The organism is Brevundimonas sp. A19_0 (assembly GCF_017744255.1).
Classification (GTDB): domain Bacteria; phylum Pseudomonadota; class Alphaproteobacteria; order Caulobacterales; family Caulobacteraceae; genus Brevundimonas.
The window spans coordinates 122,862-140,827 of sequence record NZ_JAGHQP010000001.1 but is presented as its reverse complement, the minus strand read 5'-3'; the positions used below and the strand labels follow the sequence as shown (position 1 = coordinate 140,827).

The 17,966-nt window shown below is 66.8% G+C and carries 16 protein-coding genes; 11 read left to right on the top strand and 5 right to left on the bottom strand.

The window, feature by feature from the left end:
- The first annotated feature begins 42 nt into the window (after nucleotides 1-42).
- Nucleotides 43-1,476 carry a cysteine--tRNA ligase gene (gene cysS, locus J7346_RS00695; RefSeq protein WP_209116758.1) on the top strand — a complete coding sequence of 478 codons (1,434 nt, stop codon included), beginning with the start codon at nucleotides 43-45 and terminating at the stop codon, nucleotides 1,474-1,476.
- Between the two features lie 3 nt (nucleotides 1,477-1,479).
- Here cysS and J7346_RS00690 read toward each other — a convergent pair whose 3' ends face one another.
- Nucleotides 1,480-1,725: a hypothetical protein gene (locus tag J7346_RS00690; RefSeq protein WP_209116756.1), complete on the bottom strand. Its 246-nt coding sequence runs from the start codon at nucleotides 1,723-1,725 to the stop codon at nucleotides 1,480-1,482.
- A gap of 135 nt (nucleotides 1,726-1,860) precedes the next feature.
- Between J7346_RS00690 and putP the strand changes: the two genes are divergently transcribed.
- Both putP and J7346_RS00680 read left to right on the top strand, forming a co-directional pair.
- Entirely contained in the window at nucleotides 1,861-3,381 is a 1,521-nt protein-coding gene (gene putP, locus J7346_RS00685) for a sodium/proline symporter PutP (protein WP_209116754.1), read from the top strand.
- A gap of 45 nt (nucleotides 3,382-3,426) precedes the next feature.
- The gene (locus J7346_RS00680) at nucleotides 3,427-3,813 is read left to right on the top strand and encodes a hypothetical protein (RefSeq protein ID WP_209116752.1); all 387 of its coding nucleotides are present in this window, start codon (nucleotides 3,427-3,429) and stop codon (nucleotides 3,811-3,813) included.
- Between the two features lie 10 nt (nucleotides 3,814-3,823).
- Here J7346_RS00680 and J7346_RS00675 read toward each other — a convergent pair whose 3' ends face one another.
- Nucleotides 3,824-4,591 carry an ABC transporter permease gene (locus J7346_RS00675; RefSeq protein WP_209116750.1) on the bottom strand — a complete coding sequence of 256 codons (768 nt, stop codon included), beginning with the start codon at nucleotides 4,589-4,591 and terminating at the stop codon, nucleotides 3,824-3,826.
- Nucleotides 4,588-5,550 carry an ABC transporter ATP-binding protein gene (locus tag J7346_RS00670; protein ID WP_209116748.1) on the bottom strand — a complete coding sequence of 321 codons (963 nt, stop codon included), beginning with the start codon at nucleotides 5,548-5,550 and terminating at the stop codon, nucleotides 4,588-4,590. The genes J7346_RS00675 and J7346_RS00670 overlap by 4 nt, the downstream gene beginning before the upstream one ends.
- 90 nt (nucleotides 5,551-5,640) lie before the next feature.
- Between J7346_RS00670 and J7346_RS00665 the strand changes: the two genes are divergently transcribed.
- The 7 genes from J7346_RS00665 (at nucleotide 5,641) to ligD (ending at nucleotide 13,984) form a co-directional block, all read left to right on the top strand.
- Complete coding sequence (locus tag J7346_RS00665) at nucleotides 5,641-6,528, top strand: DUF1206 domain-containing protein (RefSeq protein WP_245157563.1); 888 nt, start codon at nucleotides 5,641-5,643, stop codon at nucleotides 6,526-6,528.
- 59 nt (nucleotides 6,529-6,587) lie between these two features.
- Nucleotides 6,588-7,130: a lipocalin family protein gene (locus J7346_RS00660; protein WP_209116744.1), complete on the top strand. Its 543-nt coding sequence runs from the start codon at nucleotides 6,588-6,590 to the stop codon at nucleotides 7,128-7,130.
- A 159-nt stretch (nucleotides 7,131-7,289) separates the two neighbouring features.
- Entirely contained in the window at nucleotides 7,290-9,089 is a 1,800-nt protein-coding gene (locus J7346_RS00655; protein WP_209116741.1) for a long-chain-acyl-CoA synthetase, read from the top strand.
- 78 nt (nucleotides 9,090-9,167) lie between these two features.
- Nucleotides 9,168-10,040: a flagellar motor stator protein MotA gene (motA, locus tag J7346_RS00650; protein WP_209116739.1), complete on the top strand. Its 873-nt coding sequence runs from the start codon at nucleotides 9,168-9,170 to the stop codon at nucleotides 10,038-10,040.
- A 146-nt stretch (nucleotides 10,041-10,186) separates the two neighbouring features.
- On the top strand, nucleotides 10,187-10,438 hold the full coding sequence (locus J7346_RS00645) for a hypothetical protein (RefSeq protein ID WP_209116738.1): 252 nt from the start codon (nucleotides 10,187-10,189) through the stop codon (nucleotides 10,436-10,438).
- A gap of 147 nt (nucleotides 10,439-10,585) precedes the next feature.
- Complete coding sequence (locus tag J7346_RS00640; protein WP_209116736.1) at nucleotides 10,586-11,437, top strand: Ku protein; 852 nt, start codon at nucleotides 10,586-10,588, stop codon at nucleotides 11,435-11,437.
- A gap of 3 nt (nucleotides 11,438-11,440) precedes the next feature.
- Nucleotides 11,441-13,984, top strand: coding sequence for a DNA ligase D (gene ligD, locus J7346_RS00635; RefSeq protein WP_209116734.1), 2,544 nt, complete (start codon nucleotides 11,441-11,443; stop codon nucleotides 13,982-13,984).
- A 2-nt stretch (nucleotides 13,985-13,986) separates the two neighbouring features.
- Here ligD and J7346_RS00630 read toward each other — a convergent pair whose 3' ends face one another.
- Together J7346_RS00630 and J7346_RS00625 are read right to left on the bottom strand one after the other, a co-directional pair.
- A complete protein-coding gene (locus tag J7346_RS00630) occupies nucleotides 13,987-16,131 on the bottom strand; it encodes an amylo-alpha-1,6-glucosidase (protein ID WP_209116732.1) in 2,145 nt (714 codons plus the stop codon).
- Nucleotides 16,132-16,176: 45 nt separating this feature from the next.
- Nucleotides 16,177-17,280: a glycosyltransferase family 4 protein gene (locus tag J7346_RS00625; RefSeq protein WP_209116730.1), complete on the bottom strand. Its 1,104-nt coding sequence runs from the start codon at nucleotides 17,278-17,280 to the stop codon at nucleotides 16,177-16,179.
- Between the two features lie 141 nt (nucleotides 17,281-17,421).
- On the opposite strand from J7346_RS00625, the gene J7346_RS00620 reads away from it, so the two are divergent.
- Nucleotides 17,422-17,961, top strand: a complete 540-nt coding sequence (locus J7346_RS00620; RefSeq protein WP_209116728.1) for a type 1 glutamine amidotransferase domain-containing protein — start codon at nucleotides 17,422-17,424, stop codon at nucleotides 17,959-17,961.
- Nucleotides 17,962-17,966 lie beyond the last annotated feature (5 nt).

The following is a 17,966-nucleotide window of genomic DNA, read 5'->3' as shown; positions in this document are numbered from 1 at the left end:
TGATCCCCTTTCCCCGCAAGCAAGCCGGACCGGCCCGACGCCATGCCCCTCGTGCTCCACGACACCCTGACCCGGTCGAAACGGGTCTTCGAGCCCCGTGATGAGAAGCGCGTGACTCTCTATGTCTGCGGACCGACGGTCTATGACTTTGCCCACATCGGCAACGCCCGTCCGCCGGTGGTTTTCGACGTGCTGGTGCGGCTCCTGCGCCGTCGTTACGGGGCCGGACACGTCGTCTATGCGCGGAACGTCACGGACGTGGACGACAAGATCAATGCCAAGGCCGCGAAGGAAGGCGTGCCCATCGGCGAGATCACCGCGCGCTACGAAGCGGCCTATCTTGAGGACATGACGCGGCTGAATGTCGCCCCGCCGGATATCGCCCCCCACGTTACCGATCACATGGACGCCATCGTGGCCCAGATCGGCGCCATTCTGGACCACGGCTGCGCCTATGCGGCCGAGGGTCATGTGCTGTTCGACGTCTCGGCCTATCAGGCCTACGGCGCCCTGTCGGGCCGCAACCTGGACGATATGATCGCCGGCGCCCGGGTCGAGGTCGCCCCCTACAAGAAGAATCCGCACGACTTTGTCCTGTGGAAGCCGTCAAAGCCGGGCGAGCCGGAATGGCCGTCGCCCTGGGGGCCGGGGCGTCCCGGCTGGCACATCGAATGCTCGGCCATGATCGAACAGGTCCTGGGCCTGCCGATCGACATCCATGGCGGCGGCATCGACCTGGCCTTTCCGCACCACGAGAACGAGATCGCCCAGGGCGTCTGCGCCCACGGCCATGCCCATGGCGAGCGCCCGCAGGACGAATACGCCCGCTACTGGATGCACAACGGCTTCCTGACGCTGGATGCGGAGAAGATGTCCAAGTCGCTGGGCAATGTGCTGCTGCTCCACGATCTGGTGCAGGCCATTCCGGGCGAGGTGGTGCGCTGGGCCCTGCTGTCGGCCCACTATCGTCAGCCGCTGGACTGGACGCAGAGCCTGCTGGAGCAATCCAAGAAGAACTTGGACAAACTTTACGGACTGCTGGATCGGACCCAACATATCCCTTCGCGCCGCCTCCATCCTGACGAGCACGAAGCAACCGATCCGACCCAGCCCTTGCTGGACGATCTGAATACGCCCGGCGCGATAGCTCGGATTTTCGCTTACGCCCGCGAGATCGAAACCCTTTTGGCCAAGCAGCCCCGAGAAGTTGCGGACGCTGCCATAGCCGATGCAAAGGCTCGCCTGCTCGAACTCGCCAATCTGCTGGGCGTCCTGCAGTCAGACCCGGCGGAATGGCTGAAAGGCGACGTGTCCGACGCCTTGGCCGCCGAGGTCGAGGCCCTCATCCAGCAGCGCGCTGCAGCGCGGGCCGAGAAGAATTGGGCCGAGGCCGACCGCATTCGCGACCGGCTGGCGGAGCTGAACGTCGAGGTGATGGACGGAGCCGAAGGCGCGCGCTGGCGCCTCCGGTCCTAGGGATCATCGGGTCCGGCTGGAAGGCAGGCCGTTGATCTGGCAGGCGTAATCAACCTCGGGCGAGGCGCTCTGGGCGCCCGTCGGGGTCAGGATGCCGCCCCGGGCGTCGCAATCGGCCCGCAGCTTGTCGAGCCGGTCGGTATAGGTGCCGTCGCCCGGGCCGGTGCTGGCGCAGGCGGCCAGGGACAGACCCAGGGCGCCGACCGCGAGGGCCGACAGCAGGGCGGGGCGGTGAGTTCGATGAGTCATGGGTGTCTCCCTTTCAGGATGCGGACCCGTCATGGGTCTCCCTGATTATGGCTAACCCGTGGCAGTCGCCGCCGTTCCATTAAGGATTGTGGCGGGGGTGGACCCGATTGCGGCAACGCTGCTACCCCATGACGCATGGAAATCGGAACCTACATCACCCTCGGCCTGTACTTCGCCCTGATGCTCGGCATCGGGCTCTACAGCTATCGCGAATCCACCTCTGACGTGTCGGGCTATATGCTGGGCGGGCGCAAGCTGGGACCGGCGGTGGCCTCCCTGTCGGCCGGCGCCTCGGACATGAGCGGCTGGATGCTGCTGGGCCTGCCCGGGGCCATGTTCCTGAGTGGCCTGTCCTCGGCCTGGATCGCCATCGGCCTCTTCATCGGGGCGTTGGCCAACTATCTGATCGTGGCGCCGCGGCTGCGGACCTATACGGTGATGGCCGACGACGCGATAACCATCCCCGACTATTTCGACAAGCGCTTCAAGGACAAGTCCCGCCTGCTGCGGGTGATCTCCTCGCTGGTCATCGTCATCTTCTTCACCCTCTACACCTCCTCGGGGCTGGTCGCGGGCGGCAAGCTGTTCGAGAGCGCATTCGGCCTCGACTACGCCTGGGGCCTCTGGATCACGGCGGGCGTGGTGCTGGCCTACACCATGGTCGGCGGCTTCATGGCCGTCAGCCTCACGGACTTCGTGCAGGGCTGCATCATGTTCGTGGCCCTGATCCTGGTGCCGATCGTCGCCCTGACCCAGATCGGCGGGGTGGACGGCATGACCGAGACCGTGCGCGGTATCGATCCCGGCCTGCTCAACCTGTTCCAGGGTGCCACCGTCATCAGCGTGATCTCGGCCATGGCCTGGGGCCTCGGCTATTTCGGCCAGCCGCACATCATCGTCCGCTTCATGGCCGTGCGCTCCCTCAAGGATGTGCCGACCATGCGCAATATCGGCATGAGCTGGATGCTGGTCACCCTGATCGGCGCGCTGTCGACCGGTCTCGTGGGCCTCGCCTACGCCACCCGCACGGGTCTGGAGGTCGCGGACGCCGAGACCATCTTCATCCTTCTGTCGGACGTGCTGTTCCATCCGCTGATCACCGGCTTCCTGCTGGCGGCCATCCTGGCGGCGATCATGAGCACCATCTCGTCGCAACTGCTGGTGTCCTCCAGCTCGCTGACCGAGGACTTCTACGGCATCTTCCTGCGCAGGAATGCGCCTCAGAAGGAACTGGTCATGATCGGCCGTCTGGCCGTGCTGGCGGTGTCGCTGGCGGCCATCTTCCTCGCCTGGGATCCGACGAACAATGTGCTGGGGCTGGTGTCCAACGCCTGGGCCGGCTTCGGCGCCGCCTTCGGGCCGCTGGTCATCCTGTCGCTGACGTGGAAGCGCATGACCCGCAACGGCGCGCTCGCCGGCATGATCGTCGGGGCGGCCACGGTGCTGGTCTGGATCTATGCCCCCGTGCTGGCCGACGGCCAGACCCTGTCGCAGGGCAGCGGCATCTACGAGATCGTGCCGGGCTTTGTGCTCAGCTGGCTGGCCATCTGGGCCGTCAGCCTGATGGGCAAGCCGCCGGCCGAGGACGTCCAGTCTACCTTCGAGGCCGTGCGTCAGGCCCTTCACCGCAAGGGTGAGCCTGAAACGACCCGTTAACAGATCGGGCGCACCCTCTGATGATACGCGTTCTCAGGGTGCGCCATGTCGACGATCCAGTCTTCCAGCTACCGCCGGGCCCGGGATCATTTCGAGCCCCAGGACATCGACCCGCACGAGCAGCGCCGCCTGCGCGGCCTGATGGAGCAGATCGACTACACCGCCTATGTCTCGAACCGCGAGGTGGTGGGACAGATGCTGGCTTCGATCGACCCGGCCCATTTCCAGCGCCTCGCCGTCACCGCGGCGACCGCCCGGGCCAAATGGGTGGCCGAGGCCCTGCGCCAGTCCGAGTCCGGCGCGCCGTCCACGCCGGACCAGGTCGCCCGCCTGACCGCCTATCGCACTGCCTATGAGGAATTGGCCGAGGCCTATGAAGGCCTCCGCCGCATGGTCGAGCGGGGCTATATCCCGATGAAGGCCCAGGCCTGAGGCCCGGTACTCAGGCCTTCAGCCGGTAGCCCGTCCGGAATATCCAGCCCACGACCGCCAGGCAGATGAAGAAGAAGGCCAGGGTCGCGGTCAGGCTCAGCCCCACACTCACATCGCCCACTCCGTAGAAGGCCCAGCGGAAGCCCGAGATCAGATAGACGACCGGGTTGAAGAGCGAGATCGTCCGCCAGATGCCCGGCAGCATGTCGATCGAATAGAAGGACCCGCCGAGGAAGGTCAGCGGCGTCACGATCAGCATCGGGATCATCTGCAACTGCTCGAATCCCTGGGCCCAGATGCCGATGATGAAGCCGAACAGCGAAAAGGTCGCGGCGATCAGCAGCAGGAAGGCGATCATGGCCAGCGGGTGCTCGATCCGCAGCGGCACGAACAGCGCCGCCGTCGCCAGGATGACCAGACCCAGCACGATCGACTTGGTCGCGGCCGCCCCGACATAGGCCAGCACGATCTCGAACGGCGAGATCGGCGCCGACAGGATTTCGTAGATGGTGCCGGTGAATTTCGGGAAGTAGATGCCGAAGCTGGCGTTGAACAGCGACTGGGTGAACAGGCTCAGCATGATCAGGCCGGGCACGATGAAGGCGCCATAGGCGACGCCGTCGATCTCGGTCATGCGGCTGCCGATGGCCGAGCCGAACACGACGAAATAGAGGGCGGTGGTGATCACCGGCGTCACGATCGACTGCCAGAAGGTGCGCAGCGCCCGCGCCATCTCGAAGCGATAGATGGCCCACACGCCATAAGCGTTGAACGTCATGCCGCGCCTCCCTTGCCGCTGGTCCCGTCGACCGGCTTGTCCCGGTGCACCAGGCTCACGAAGATGTCCTCCAGCGAGCTCTGGGCCGTGTTCAGATCCTTGAAGCCGATACCAAGGTCGCTGATCGCCCGCAGCAGCGAGGGCACGCCCGTCCGCTCCGCATTGGCATCGAACACATATTCCAGCTCATTGCCGTCGGCCTTCAGCGTCACCTGCCACTCGGCCAGCTCGGCGGGCACCGTGTCCATGGGGTCCTGAAGGTTCAGCGTCAGCGTCTTCTTGCCCAGCTTCTTCATCAGGCTGGTCTTCTCGTCGACCAGGATCAGCTCGCCGCCCAGGATCACGCCGACCCGGTCGGCCATCTCCTCGGCTTCCTCGATGTAGTGGGTGGTCAGGATGATGGTCACGCCCCGCTCGCGCAGGCCGCGCACCAGCGCCCACATGTCCCGTCGCAGCTCGACGTCCACGCCGGCCGTGGGCTCGTCGAGGAACAGGATGTCCGGCTCATGGCTGAGGGCCTTGGCGATCATCACCCGCCGCTTCATGCCGCCCGACAGCGTCATCAGCTTCGCGTCCTTCTTGTCCCACAGGCTCAGGTCGCGAAGGATCTGCTCGATGTAGGCCGGATTGGGCGACTTGCCGAACAGGCCCCGGCTGAAGGTCACCGTGGCCCAAACGGTTTCGAACGCATCGGTCGTCAGTTCCTGGGGTACCAGGCCGATCAGTTCGCGCGCGTGGCGATAGCCCGTCTGGATGTCGTGACCGTCCACCTGCACCGATCCGGTGCTGGGCGTGACGATTCCACAGATGGTGCTGATCAGTGTGGTCTTGCCCGCGCCGTTCGGCCCGAGCAGGGCAAAGATCTCACCCTTGTAGATGTCCAGATCGACCTTCTTCAGCGCCTTGTGGCCGCTGGCATAGGTCTTGGTCAGGCCGTCGATGTGAATGACCGGCTGCATTCCGTCCCCCTCCGTCAGGTCCGGCAGATAGGCGCTGCCTTGTCTTCTCACAAGGCGGAGCCTGTCGCCGTATCAGGAGTTCATGTGCCGATGGATACGAGCTGGGCTGAACACCACACCGACAAATTGATGTCCCGCGCCCGCCACCTGTGGCGGAAGCGCCCCGACACGCCGGTCATCCTCGAGGCGCTGGCCCGCTTCGGCTATGGCGCCCGCGGCTTCGTCTATGTGTCGATCGGCGTGATCCTGATGCTGACCGCCCACGACCTCACGCGTCAGACGGCCGGCTCGACCGGCGTGGTCGAAAGTCTGGCCCGCCAGCCTTTTGGCCGCGTCTGGCTGTTCACGCTCGGCGTGGGTCTCTGGAGCTTCGTGCTGTGGCGCGTGCTGCAGTCGGTCTTCGATGCCGACAATGAAGGCCGCGACCTCAAGGCCATCGCCAAGCGGGTGGGGCAGGGGATCAGCGGCGTGGTCTATGGCCTGCTCGCCTCGACTGTCTTCGAGGTGCTGGACGAGGTCTATGCCAACCCGACCGCCGGTGAGGCGGCCGAGAATCAGGAAAAGGCCCGCGCCCTGATGGAGCTGCCCTTCGGCCAGATCCTTCTGATCGGGGTGGGGCTGGTCATCCTGGGGGTCGGGATCGGCAATGTGGTGCGCGGCATCCGCAATGACTTCGGCAGGGACCTCCGCTGTTCGGAGACAATCTGCAAGCGCGTCGTGCCCCTGGCCCATGTCGGCTATGTCGCGCGCGGCCTGGCCTATTTTCCGCTGGCCGGTCTGGTGATGTGGGCGGGCTTCCGGGACCGGGCCAGCGAGATCACCACCTTCGGCGGCGCGCTGGAGTCGGTCGAGACCCTGCCCGCCGGGCCATGGTTGCTCAGTGCCGCGGCGCTCGGCCTGATGGCGTTCGGGGCCTATGCCTTCGTCGAGGGGCGGTTCCGGCGCATCCGCCCGCCCCGCGATATGGACGTCACCTGATGCGTCTTGCACGCGCGCCCGGTCGTATCTCGGAAACCCGTCGCTGATCGGAGCCTGCCATGTCGCCCGTCCGCCTTCTCGCCCTGTCCGCCCTGCTGCTCTCGACTGCGGCCTGCGTGACCGCTCCGCCGCCGTCGGAATGGCGCGCGCCCGAGCCCCGCAAGCCGGTCGACGCCGAACGCCTCTACTCGGGTCGCTGGCTCGAGATCGCCCGCCTGCCGATGAGCATCACCGACGGCTGTGTGGCGGGCGCGTCCAACTACACCCTCGTCACCGAAACCCGCGTGGATGTGCGCGACACCTGTCAGGTCGGCACGCCCGAGGGTCGTGAAAAGGCCATCGGCGGGCGGGGCGAAATCCTCGACCCCGGCACCAACACCCGTCTGCGGGTCCGCTATGTCGCGGGCTTCGTCACCTGGGACTACTGGATCCTCGACCACGCCGACGACTACAGCTGGTTCATCTCGGCCGACCCCACCTTCGAGAAACTGTTCATCTATACGCGCGAGATCCCGAACGACGCCGAGCGCGAGGCTCTGGTCCGGCGCGCGGCCGACCTCGGCTATGATGTCTCGAAGCTGGAATTCCCCCCGGCGGAGTAGGGCGCACCGCCTGCTTGACCTTGCGTCACCGGGGCAGGGGGGCCACGCCCGGCGCGAAAGTGCGTTAACGCGGGCTCCCGGATTCCCCTCACGGTTGACCTCCTGCCTCCGGCCCGTCATCACCGGAGGAAAGAGACGCTCAAGGGAGATGGCGCGATCATGGGCTTGCTGGCCAACATCCGTCGGGATCTGAAGTTCGCCGCCGGACTGCGTCGCCTGCTTGACCGGATCAAGCCGATCACCCTCGACAGTCCGACGCTGGTCTGTGACGACCTCGAGGAGGCTGTCGACCGCTTCCCCGACCGCATCGCCATCGAGGACGAGCACCGCAGCCTGACCTATCGCGAGTTCGATAGCATGGCGAACCGGTTCGCCCACTGGGCCCGGGGCCGGAACCTGAAGCGCAGCGACACCGTCGCCCTCGTGATGATGAACCGGGCCGAATACCTCGCCGCCTGGTTCGGCCTGTCCAAGGTCGGCGTCGCCACCGCCCTCATCAACACCAATCTGACCGGTCCGGCGCTCGGCCACTGCATCGAGATTTCGGGCGCCTCCCAGATCATCACCGATCAGGACTGCTGGCGCGCGCTCGAGGACGCCCGCCCCCACACCGACCGCAATCTGATGCTGTGGGTGTTGGGTCTCGCCGACGAGGACGAGGTCAGCGACCGCCGTGACCTCGACACCCCGCTGCGCAGCGCCTCCTCGGTGCGCCCGGCCGCCAGCGCGCGCGAAGGCCTGACCAATCGATCGACCGCCCTCTACATCTACACCTCGGGCACCACCGGCCTGCCCAAGGCCGCCCGCGTGCCCCACTCGCGGGCCCGCACCTATATGCGCGCCTTCGCCGGCTGCACGGCGGCGACCGAAAAGGACGTCACCTACAACGTCCTGCCCCTCTATCACTCGACCGGCGGTCTGGTCGGTATAGGCCCCGCCCTGCTGAACGGCGGCAAGCTGGTGCTGCGCAAGCGCTTCTCGGCCACGGCCTTCTGGCCCGATGTGAAGAAGTCCGGCGCCACCATCTTCGTTTATATCGGCGAGCTGTGCCGCTATCTGGTCAATTGTCCCGAGCACGAGGACGAGCGCGCCCACAAGCTGCGCCTCGCCTATGGCAACGGTCTGCGCCCCGATGTCTGGAGCGATTTCAAGTCCCGCTTCGCCATCCCCGAAATCCTCGAATTCTACGGCTCGACCGAGGGCAATGTCTCGGTCTTCAATTTCGACGGTCGCCCCGGTGCCATCGGCCGCGTGCCGTGGTTCGTGAAGGGCAAGGTCAACATCCGCCTCGTCAAGTTCGACTTCGACACCGAAACCCCGGTGCGCGGCTCGGACGGGCGCTGCCGTCTGGCAGAGGTGGGCGAGGTCGGCGAAGCGATCGGCATGATCGGCGACGACACCCGCCACGACTTCTCGGGCTATGCCGACAAGTCCGCCTCCCAGAAGAAGATCCTGACCGACGTCTTCAAGCCGGGCGACCGCTGGTTCCGCACCGGCGACCTGATGCGTCAGGATTCCGAGGGCTATTTCTATTTCATCGACCGGATCGGCGACACCTTCCGCTGGAAGGGCGAGAACGTCTCGACCGCCGAGGTCGAACAGCGGCTGGCCGAGGCGCCGGGCGTCAGGGAAGTCATCGCTTACGGCGTCCCCGTCCCGGGTCAGGAGGGCAAGGCCGGCATGGTTGCCCTTGTGGTCGAGGGCCGGTTCGGCGCGACCGCCTTCGCCGAATATGTCGAGGCCAATCTGCCGTCCTACGCCCAGCCCCAGTTCGTCCGCATCATGAAGGCCGTCGACACCACCGGCACCTTCAAATACCGCAAGGTCGATCTGGTCAGCGACGGCTTTGACCCGGACAAGGTCGACGGCCCGCTGTTCGTGCGCGGCGGCAAGGCCGGCTACACCAGGCTGACCCCCGCCGCCCGCAAGGCCATCCTCGACGGCGAAACGCGGCTCTAGCTGCTCATGGCAACGCAGCCTTAAGCATTAACGGGCAGGGTTGGCGCCTCTCGTTCGCCACAGGTGTGCCTCCCCTCCATGTTCCAGATCATCGGCATCGTCCTGCTGTTCGCCATGGTGTTCGGCAGCTACATCCTGGCCGGCGGCAAGATGGCGGTCATCCTGCACTCGCTGCCCTATGAGCTGATGGCCATTCTGGGCGCGGGCGTCGCGGCCTTCCTGATCGGCAACAGCGTCTCGACGATCAAAGCCACCCTGGGCGGCTTCGGCAAGGTGTTCGCCGGCAACAAGTGGAAGAAGAAGGACTATGTCGACCTTCTCAGCCTGCTGTTCCAGCTGACCAAGACGATGAAGTCCAAGGGCGTCATCGCCCTTGAGAGCCATATCGAGAAGCCCGCCGAGTCCACGATCTTCCAGAAATATCCGAAGATCATGAAGGACCACTTCGCCACCGACTTCATCTGCGACACCCTGCGCATGATGACCATGAACCTCGAGGATCCGCACCAGATCGAGGACGCCATGGAAAAGCAGCTGGAGAAGCACCACCACGAGGGTCTGGCCGGCGCCCACGCCCTGCAGACCATGGCCGACGGCCTGCCGGCGCTCGGCATCGTTGCGGCCGTGCTGGGTGTCATCAAGACCATGGGCTCGATCACCGAGCCGCCGGAAGTGCTCGGCGGCATGATCGGCGGCGCCCTGGTGGGCACCTTCCTTGGTGTGTTCCTCGCCTATGGCCTGGTCGGCCCGATGGCGGCCCGTCTGAAGGAGATCGTCGACGGCGACGGGGCCTTCTACAAGATCATCCAGTCGGTGCTGGTCGCCCACCTGCACGGCAATGCCGCCCAGATTTCGGTCGAGATCGGCCGCGGCGACATCCCTTCGGGGGCCCAGCCCTCGTTCAGCGAGATGGAAGAGAACCTGGCCAACGCGCCCGCTGACGCGGGCTGAGGCTGAAGGGGGCGGCGTTATCCACACGCGCCGCTCACGGATGATCACGAACCCGTGAGAATTCGCTTGCGGTTCGACTCACATTTCCGTTATCACACCTCTGCGGGGATTCATGACCCCGTTGAACCTTCTGAAGGATGAAACACATGCGTATCGTCGCTCTGATCGCCGCCTCGGCTGCCGCTCTGGCCATCACCGCCTGCACCCCGGCCGCTGAAGAAGAAACCGCCGCCACCGAAGCCGAAGCTGCCGCCGAGGTCGCCACCGACGCCGCCGCCACCGCCGACGCCGCTGCTGACGAAGCCGCTGCCGCCGCTGGTGAAGCCACCGAAGCCGCTGGCGACGCCATGGCCACCGAAGCCGCTCCGGCTCCGGCTGCCGAAGAAGCTGCTCACTAAGCACTTCGATCTTCGGTCCCTCGGGACCGGATCGGGAAAGGGTCGCCCTCGCGGGCGGCCCTTTTCTTTTGCGCGACAGGCTCGGGGGGGCCGCATCGAACCCCCCGCCCGCTCAGGTGTTCTGACTCCGCGAAAAGGGAGTCGTTCATGGCCGCGCGCGCCTATTGGCAGGGCAATATCCGCCTCGCCCTGGTATCCATTCCGGTCGAGATCTATGCGGCGGTAAAGTCCGGCGCGTCGATCAGCTTCCGCCAGATCCACGAGCCGTCGGGCAAGCCGATCTCGTACGAAAAGGTCGTGTCCGGCCTCGGCCCCGTCGATCGGGACGAGATCGTGAAGGGCTATGAGGTCTCGAAGGGCAATTACGTCCTGCTCGACGACGACGAGATCGAGGCCGTCCGCATCGAGAGCAAGAAGACGCTCGACCTCGTTCAGTTCGTCGAGGCCCACGAGATCGACCCCCTCTATTTCGAAAAGCCCTATTACGTCGTGCCCGCCGACGACCTGGCCGAAGAGGCCTTCATCGTGCTGCGCGAGGCCCTGCGTTCGGCGAAAAAGATCGCGCTGGGCCAGCTGTCGGTGCGCGGCCACGAAAAGCTCGTGGCGCTCAAGCCCTGCGGCAAGGGCATCCTGCTGGAGACCCTGCGCTATGGCGATGAGGTCCGGCAGGGCCAGTCCTTCTTCAAGGGCATCGGCACGGACAAGCCCGAAAAAGACCTGATCGATCTGGCCAGTTCGCTGATCGAGCAGAAGACGGCGCCCTTCGACGCCTCCGAGTTCCACGACCGCTATGTCGATGCCCTCAAGAAGCTGGTCGAGAAGAAGGCCAAAGCGAAGGGCAAGAAGGTGCTGGAGGACGTCGAGGAGCCCGCGGCCGCGAGCGGCGGTAATGTCATCGACCTGATGGCGGCGCTGAAGAAGTCGGTGGGAGACAGCAAGGCCAAGGCGTCCTCACGCAAGACCTCGACCCGCAAGACGCCGGCGAAGAAGCGGGCCTGATCCATGGCGACCAGGGCACGCTCAAAGGCGAAGACCCGGACCGACGACCTGCTCGCGGAATACAATCGCAAGCGCGACTTCGACCGCACCGCCGAGCCGCGTGGCGAAGTCGGGACCGGCACGGGCGACCACTTTCTGGTCCAGAAGCACGACGCCACCCGCCTGCACTGGGACCTGCGCCTGGAAGTGGATGGCGTGCTGAAAAGCTGGGCGGTGACCAAGGGGCCCTCGACCGACCCGGATATCAAACGCCTCGCAGTGCGCACCGAGGACCACCCCCTGTCCTATGGCCGCTTCGAGGGCATTATCCCCAAGGGCGAATACGGCGGCGGCACCGTCATGCTGTGGGACGAGGGCCGCTGGGAGCCGATCAAGGGCAAATCTGCCGACGACCTCGAGGACGGCCACCTGCATTTCATCGTCCACGGCCAGCGGATGAAGGGCGAATGGCTGCTGATCCGGCTGAAAGCGCGAAAGGGCGAAAAACGCGAGAACTGGCTGCTGCGCAAGATCAGCGACGCCCATGCCGCGCCCGGCGACGGTCTGGTCGAGACCGCCCTGACCAGTGTGCTGACCGGCCGGACCATGGCCGAGATCGCCGCCGACACCGAGGGCAAGCATCCCCTGGCCGGCAAGGGCGACGACGCCTTCGCCCGCGAAATGGCCCGCGCCGCCGACCACACGAAAAAGGCGCGAAAGCCGCAGAAGCGTAGCACGGCGAAAGCGCCCGCCTTCCGATCCCCCCAACTCGCGACCCTTGTCGATGCGGTGCCCACCGGCAACGACTGGATGCACGAGATCAAGTTCGACGGCTATCGCGCCCTGGTCTCAGCCAAGGGCACCGACGTCTCGATCTTCACGCGGAACGGCAAGGACTGGACCGACAAGTTCGGCCCGCTGGTCGCGGTCGTTCAGAACCTCGACCTGCCGCCCTGCCTGATCGACGGCGAGATCGTCGCCTACGACTCCAAGGGCAACCCGGATTTCTCCGCGTTGCAGGCGGTGCTCAAGCGCGGGAAAGGCAGCCAGACCGCCGACGACGCCCTGGCCTTCCACGCCTTCGACCTCCTCTCGCTGGACGGTGAGGACCTGACGCCGCTCCCGAATGTCGAACGCAAGGAACGACTGGAGGCCCTGCTGCGCGCGGCCGAGCCCCCGATCCATGTCGCCGACCACCTGATCGGGGCGGGCGAGACCCTCTACGCCTCGCTGTGCAAGGCAGGGCAGGAGGGCATCATCTCCAAGCGCATCGACGCGCCCTATCGGTCCCGGCGCACCCGCGACTGGGTGAAGGTCAAATGCACCCTCAGGCAGGAGTTCGTCATCATCGGCTGGAAGGCCTCCTCGGCCCGCGGTCGCCCGTTCGCCTCCCTGCTGCTGGCCCAGAAGGAGGGCGACGACTGGATCTACAAGGGCAATGTCGGCAGCGGCTTCACCCAGGAGACCATGGAGGATCTGGCTGGCCGGATGCAGCGGCTGGAACGCAAGACCCCGCCCGCCGAGGTTGATCGGGCCAGCGCGCGGGGCGTCACCTGGCTGACGCCGCGACTGGTGGCCGAGGTGGCCTTTGCCGAGTTCACCGCCGACGGGAATGTCCGCCATGGCAGCTTCCTGGGCCTGCGCGAGGACAAGCCCGCCGCTGACGTGAAGCCCGAGCGCGCCCGCGCCGCGCGGCCTGCCGTCGCCCGTCCGGTCAAGGTCAGCAGCGCCGACCGCGTCATCTTTCCCGGCAGCGGCCAGACGAAGGGGGAACTGGCCGACTACTACGCCGCCATAGCCCCCCTCATGCTGCCGTTCGCTGCCCGTCGTCCGATCAGCCTGGTCCGCTGTCCGCAGGGGCGGGCCCGGAACTGCTTTTTTCAGAAGCACGACAGCGGCAGCTTCGGCCCCCATGTCCATGCCGTGCCGATCCGCGAGAAGGATGGCGGCACCGAGGACTATCTCTACATCGAGGATGCGGCAGGCCTGGTCGCCTGCGTCCAGATGGGCACCATCGAGTTTCACGGCTGGGCCTGCCGGACCGATGACATCGAGGCACCGGACCGGATGATCTTCGACCTCGACCCCGACGAGGGGCTCGACTTCGGCGATGTGGTCAGCGCCGCCCGCGACATCCGCCGCCGCCTGTCCGATCTGGGTCTGGTCAGCTTCGCCCTGCTGTCGGGCGGCAAGGGGGTGCACGTCGTCGTCCCGCTGACCCCCGGCCATGACTGGGAGGCGCACAAGGACTTCGCCCGCCGCTTCGCCGGCGCCCTCGCCCTGGCCGAGCCGGACCGCTTCGTCGCCACCATGAGCAAGGCCAAACGCAAGGGCCGCATCTTCATCGACTGGCTGCGCAACCAGCGGGGCAGCACGGCGGTCCTGCCCTTTTCGGCCCGGGCGCGCCCCGGCGCCCCTGTCGCCGTGCCGGTCAGCTGGGACGAGCTGCGCAACATGACCGACGCCCACCCCTTCTCCATCGCCGATGTCGAGACCCTCATCGAGCGGTCGGAGGACAAGGCCCTCGCCGGCTGGGGCTTTGCCAGCCAGACCCTGCCCGACCTCTGAGCTCAGGACGTCGCGACGATGTCCAGCGGCGGCCCGCTGCGGTGGAGCGGTCGGACGGTGGTGCGCCCGTCGACATGACTGAACACCAGATCCAGTCGGCTGGCCCCGATCTCGAGCCCCGTGACGGTCAGCCGGTCGATTCCGCCGGGCAGGCGCGGACGGTCGACGCGCACCCGGCGCCCGGGCGCGTCGATGTCGATCCCCAGACTGGCCTGCAGCAACAGGAAGACCGAGCCCGCGGCCCAGGCCTGGGGCATGCAGGCAACCGGATAGGGCACCGGAGGCTCGCCCGTCTCACGGCTGAAGCCACAGAACAGCTCGGGCAGCCGCATGTCGAAATTGACCGCCGCCGAATACAGCTCGTCCAGCACCCGCGCGACGGCGTCCCGCTCGCCATAGCGGGCCATGCCCGCCACGCACAGGGCCGTGTCGTGCGGCCAGACCGAGCCGTTGTGATAGGACATCGGATTGTAGCGGGGCTGGCGCGTCGCCAGTGTCCTCAGGCCCCAGCCCGTCCGGAACCGCGCTGACAACAGGGTACGGGTCACATCCGCGGCCCGCTCCGGCTCGGCCAGTCCCGAGAACAGCAGGTGCCCGGCGTTCGAGCCCAGCACCCGACAGGGGGCGCCGTCGCCGTCCAGCGCGATGGCATAGAAGCCCTGATCCTCCATCCAGTAGCGCTGCTCGACCACGGCCTTCAGGCGTCCGGCCCTGTCGGTCCACTCGGCTGCGTCCTGACCCAGCGTCTCGGCCATGGCGGCCATGGCCTGCCACGCCTGATAGGCATAGCCCTGTACTTCCAGCAGGGCGATCGGCCCCTTGGGGAAACGACCGTCCGCGTGGAAGATCGAATCCTCGCTGTCTTTCCAGCCCTGGTTCGACAGACCCGTGTCGCGGGCGCGCTGATAGTCGATCAGACCCAGACCGTTGGCCTCGCCCCGGGCCTCCATCCAGCCGGCCGCCGCCAGCAGGTTCGGCCACAGCGCCTCGATCAGCGCCCGGTCGCCGGTGCGCCGCGCATAGGCTCCCGCCAGCGCCACGAACAGGCAGGTGGTATCGACCCCGCCGTAATAGGTCCCGAACGGCACCTCGCCGAGTGCCGACATCTCGCCGCCCCGCGTCTCATGCATGATCTTGCCCGGCTCGACGTCCTGGAAGGCGTCGGTGGTCGTGCCCTGACGGGCGGCCAGATAGGTCAGCACGCCCCGCGCCAGACTGGGATCCAGCCACAGCATCTGCCAGGCCGTGATGATCGCGTCCCGGCCGAACGGCGTCGAAAACCACGGCACCCCTGCATAGGGATAGGGCCCGGTCGGCAGGTCCGTGGTCAGCAGGGCCACATCCGCCCGCGACTGGTCCAGCCACTGGTTGAAGCGCGGGCTGCGGTGGCCGCGCACGCCGCCACCCCGCCGCCGCCGGGCCCGCATGGCCAGCCGGGCCTGGATGGAGGCCAGCCGCCAGCGCTCCCGGTCAGGCGCCTCACAGGTGTCCGCGCCCGCCTCGATATACAGATCAAAGCGTCGCCCGCGCGGCAGGGTCAGCTGAAAGGCGGCCCGCGTCGCGCTCATGGAGGCCGGCGGCTCGGAGAAGGACAGGCAGGTCCGGCGCGTCACCTCGTCCAGGCCTTTGTAGGTAAAGCGCACGCGGCGCCCGTCGCGGACCGGCGGTTCACTCAGTCCGCGGGCGGGACGGCTTGAGCCCCGCACCTCGAAGATGTCGCGAAAGTCCGCGCCGTATTCGACGGCCAGCGGCAGGATGACCTCGTCCACCCCGTGGTTGGTCAGGCGGATGCGCTCGTACATCCGCTCCTGCCAGAGGAACCGGCGCCGCTCCAGGTGGATGATGCCGGCGGGGGCCGAGCGGCCGCCCATCGGGGGCAGGGGCCGGTTGGTCCCCTGGCAGACGAAGAAGACATTGTCGTCCGACAGCGCCGAGCTCAGCCGCGAGGGCGCCGCATTGCCGATCAGCAGCCGCAGTCGCGACAGGATTCGCGTGTCCCTGAGGAAGAAGCCGTCCGCTCCGCCGCTCATGTCGCCCAGCGGATCGGCCACGAGGAAGGCGTCGCCTTCCTTCAGCGGCATCAACCGGCCCAGCACGGCGACCTCGGGTTCGGGGGTGTCCGTCGACCCGGTCTGGGCGTCAGTCATAGAGCGGGTCTCCTGCGTGAGACCGTCTAACGCACAAGATCGAAATCAGGCTACGGCGGCCGAAGGCATCTTCAACGTCGCGCCCGGTAAGGGCATCTCGATGCCCGGCGGCGCATAGGGCGTGCGGGCCAGAAGCTCGCGATAGATGTCCAGATAGCGCTGCGCCATGGCGGTCGCCGAAAAGCGCAGTTCGAACCGCGCCCGGATGGCGGTGCGGTCCAGGGTGATGGCCCGGCGCACGGCGTCCACCGCCTCGTCGATGCTGCTGACCAGATAGCCGGTGGCACCGTCCTCGATCACCTCGGGCGCCGCGCCATTGGGCCAGGCGATGACGGGCGTGCCGCAGGCCATGGCTTCAATCATCACCAGGCCGAAGGGCTCCGGCCAGTCGATGGGGAACAGCAGGGCGTCGGCCCCGCCCAGGAAATCGGACTTGTCGCCGTCGCCGATCTCGCCGACGAACTCGATCAGCGGATTGTCCAGCAGGGGCCGGATACGGCTCTCGAAATAGACCGAGTCCGCCGCGTCCACCTTGGCCGCGATCTTCAGGCGCATGCCCAGTCGCGTGGCGATCTCGATGGCCCGGTCGGGGCGCTTTTCCGGAGAGATGCGGCCGAGGAAGGCCAGATAGCCCGACGACCGGTCGCTGGGACGGTACAGCTCGGCGTCCATGCCATGCTGGACCGTCCCCGCCCAGTTGGCCCAAGGCAGGGGGCGGCGCTGGTCGTCCGAGATCGACACCAGCGGGAACTGCGGCCAGGCGTCGTAGGCGGCGGGCAGGTCCTTGAGGTCCAGACGACCGTGCAGGGTCGTCACCGTCCGCCCGGCCCGATTTTCGAAGAACGGGAAATGGATGATGTCGGTGTGGAAGTGGATGACGTCGAACTGGTCCGCCATGCTCCGCACCTTGGCCAGCATGGCCATGTGTGCCGCCATGTCGGACTTGAGCGGCGCGGGGTCCAGCCGGATCGCCTGATCGCGGACGGGCACCAGACGCGCGCGGGTCTGCGCCTCGGCGGACGAGAACAGGGTGACCTCATGGCCCAGATCGACCAGCGCGTCCGTCAGGTGCGCGACCACCCGCTCCGTCCCGCCGTAGAGCGTAGGGGGAACCGCTTCATACAGAGGGGAAACCTGGGCGATTTTCATGGGGTGGGTCCGGGTGGTTGTGACCCTTGCTCAAAGCGCGCCGGACGCGAGCGGTTCCAATGTCGGAAAGCGTACACGGGAACGGCCCGGGCTGCCCGGGATTAACCCCCCTCAACCCCCTCACCAGACACGGAGCAGCCCATGTCCGCCCTTTCCGGAAAAACCATCGCCGTCCTCGCCACCGACGGCTTCGAACAGGTCGAGCTGGACAAGCCCGTCGACGCCATGCGCAAGGCCGGCGCCACAGTCCACATCGTGGCGCCCGAGGCCGGCGACATCCAGGGCTTCGAACACCATGACAAGGGCCGCAAGGTCGGCGTCGACAAGACGCTCGGCGACGTCAGCGCGGATGACTACGACGGCCTCGTCCTGCCCGGCGGCGTGATCAACCCCGACGCCCTGCGGCTCGAGGAAAAGGCCATCAGCTTCATCGGTGCCTTCGCCGAGTCCGACAAACCGATCGCCGCCATTTGCCACGGTCCCTGGACGCTGATCGACGCGGGCATCGCCAAGGGTCACAAGCTGACCTCCTGGCCCTCGCTCAAAACCGATCTGACGAACGCCGGCGCCGAGTGGGTAGACGAGACGGTGGTCATCGACGGCAAGCTCGTCACCTCGCGCAACCCCGACGACCTGCCCGCCTTCTGCGACGGCATCATCAAGGTGTTCGGCGCCGCCTGAGCGGC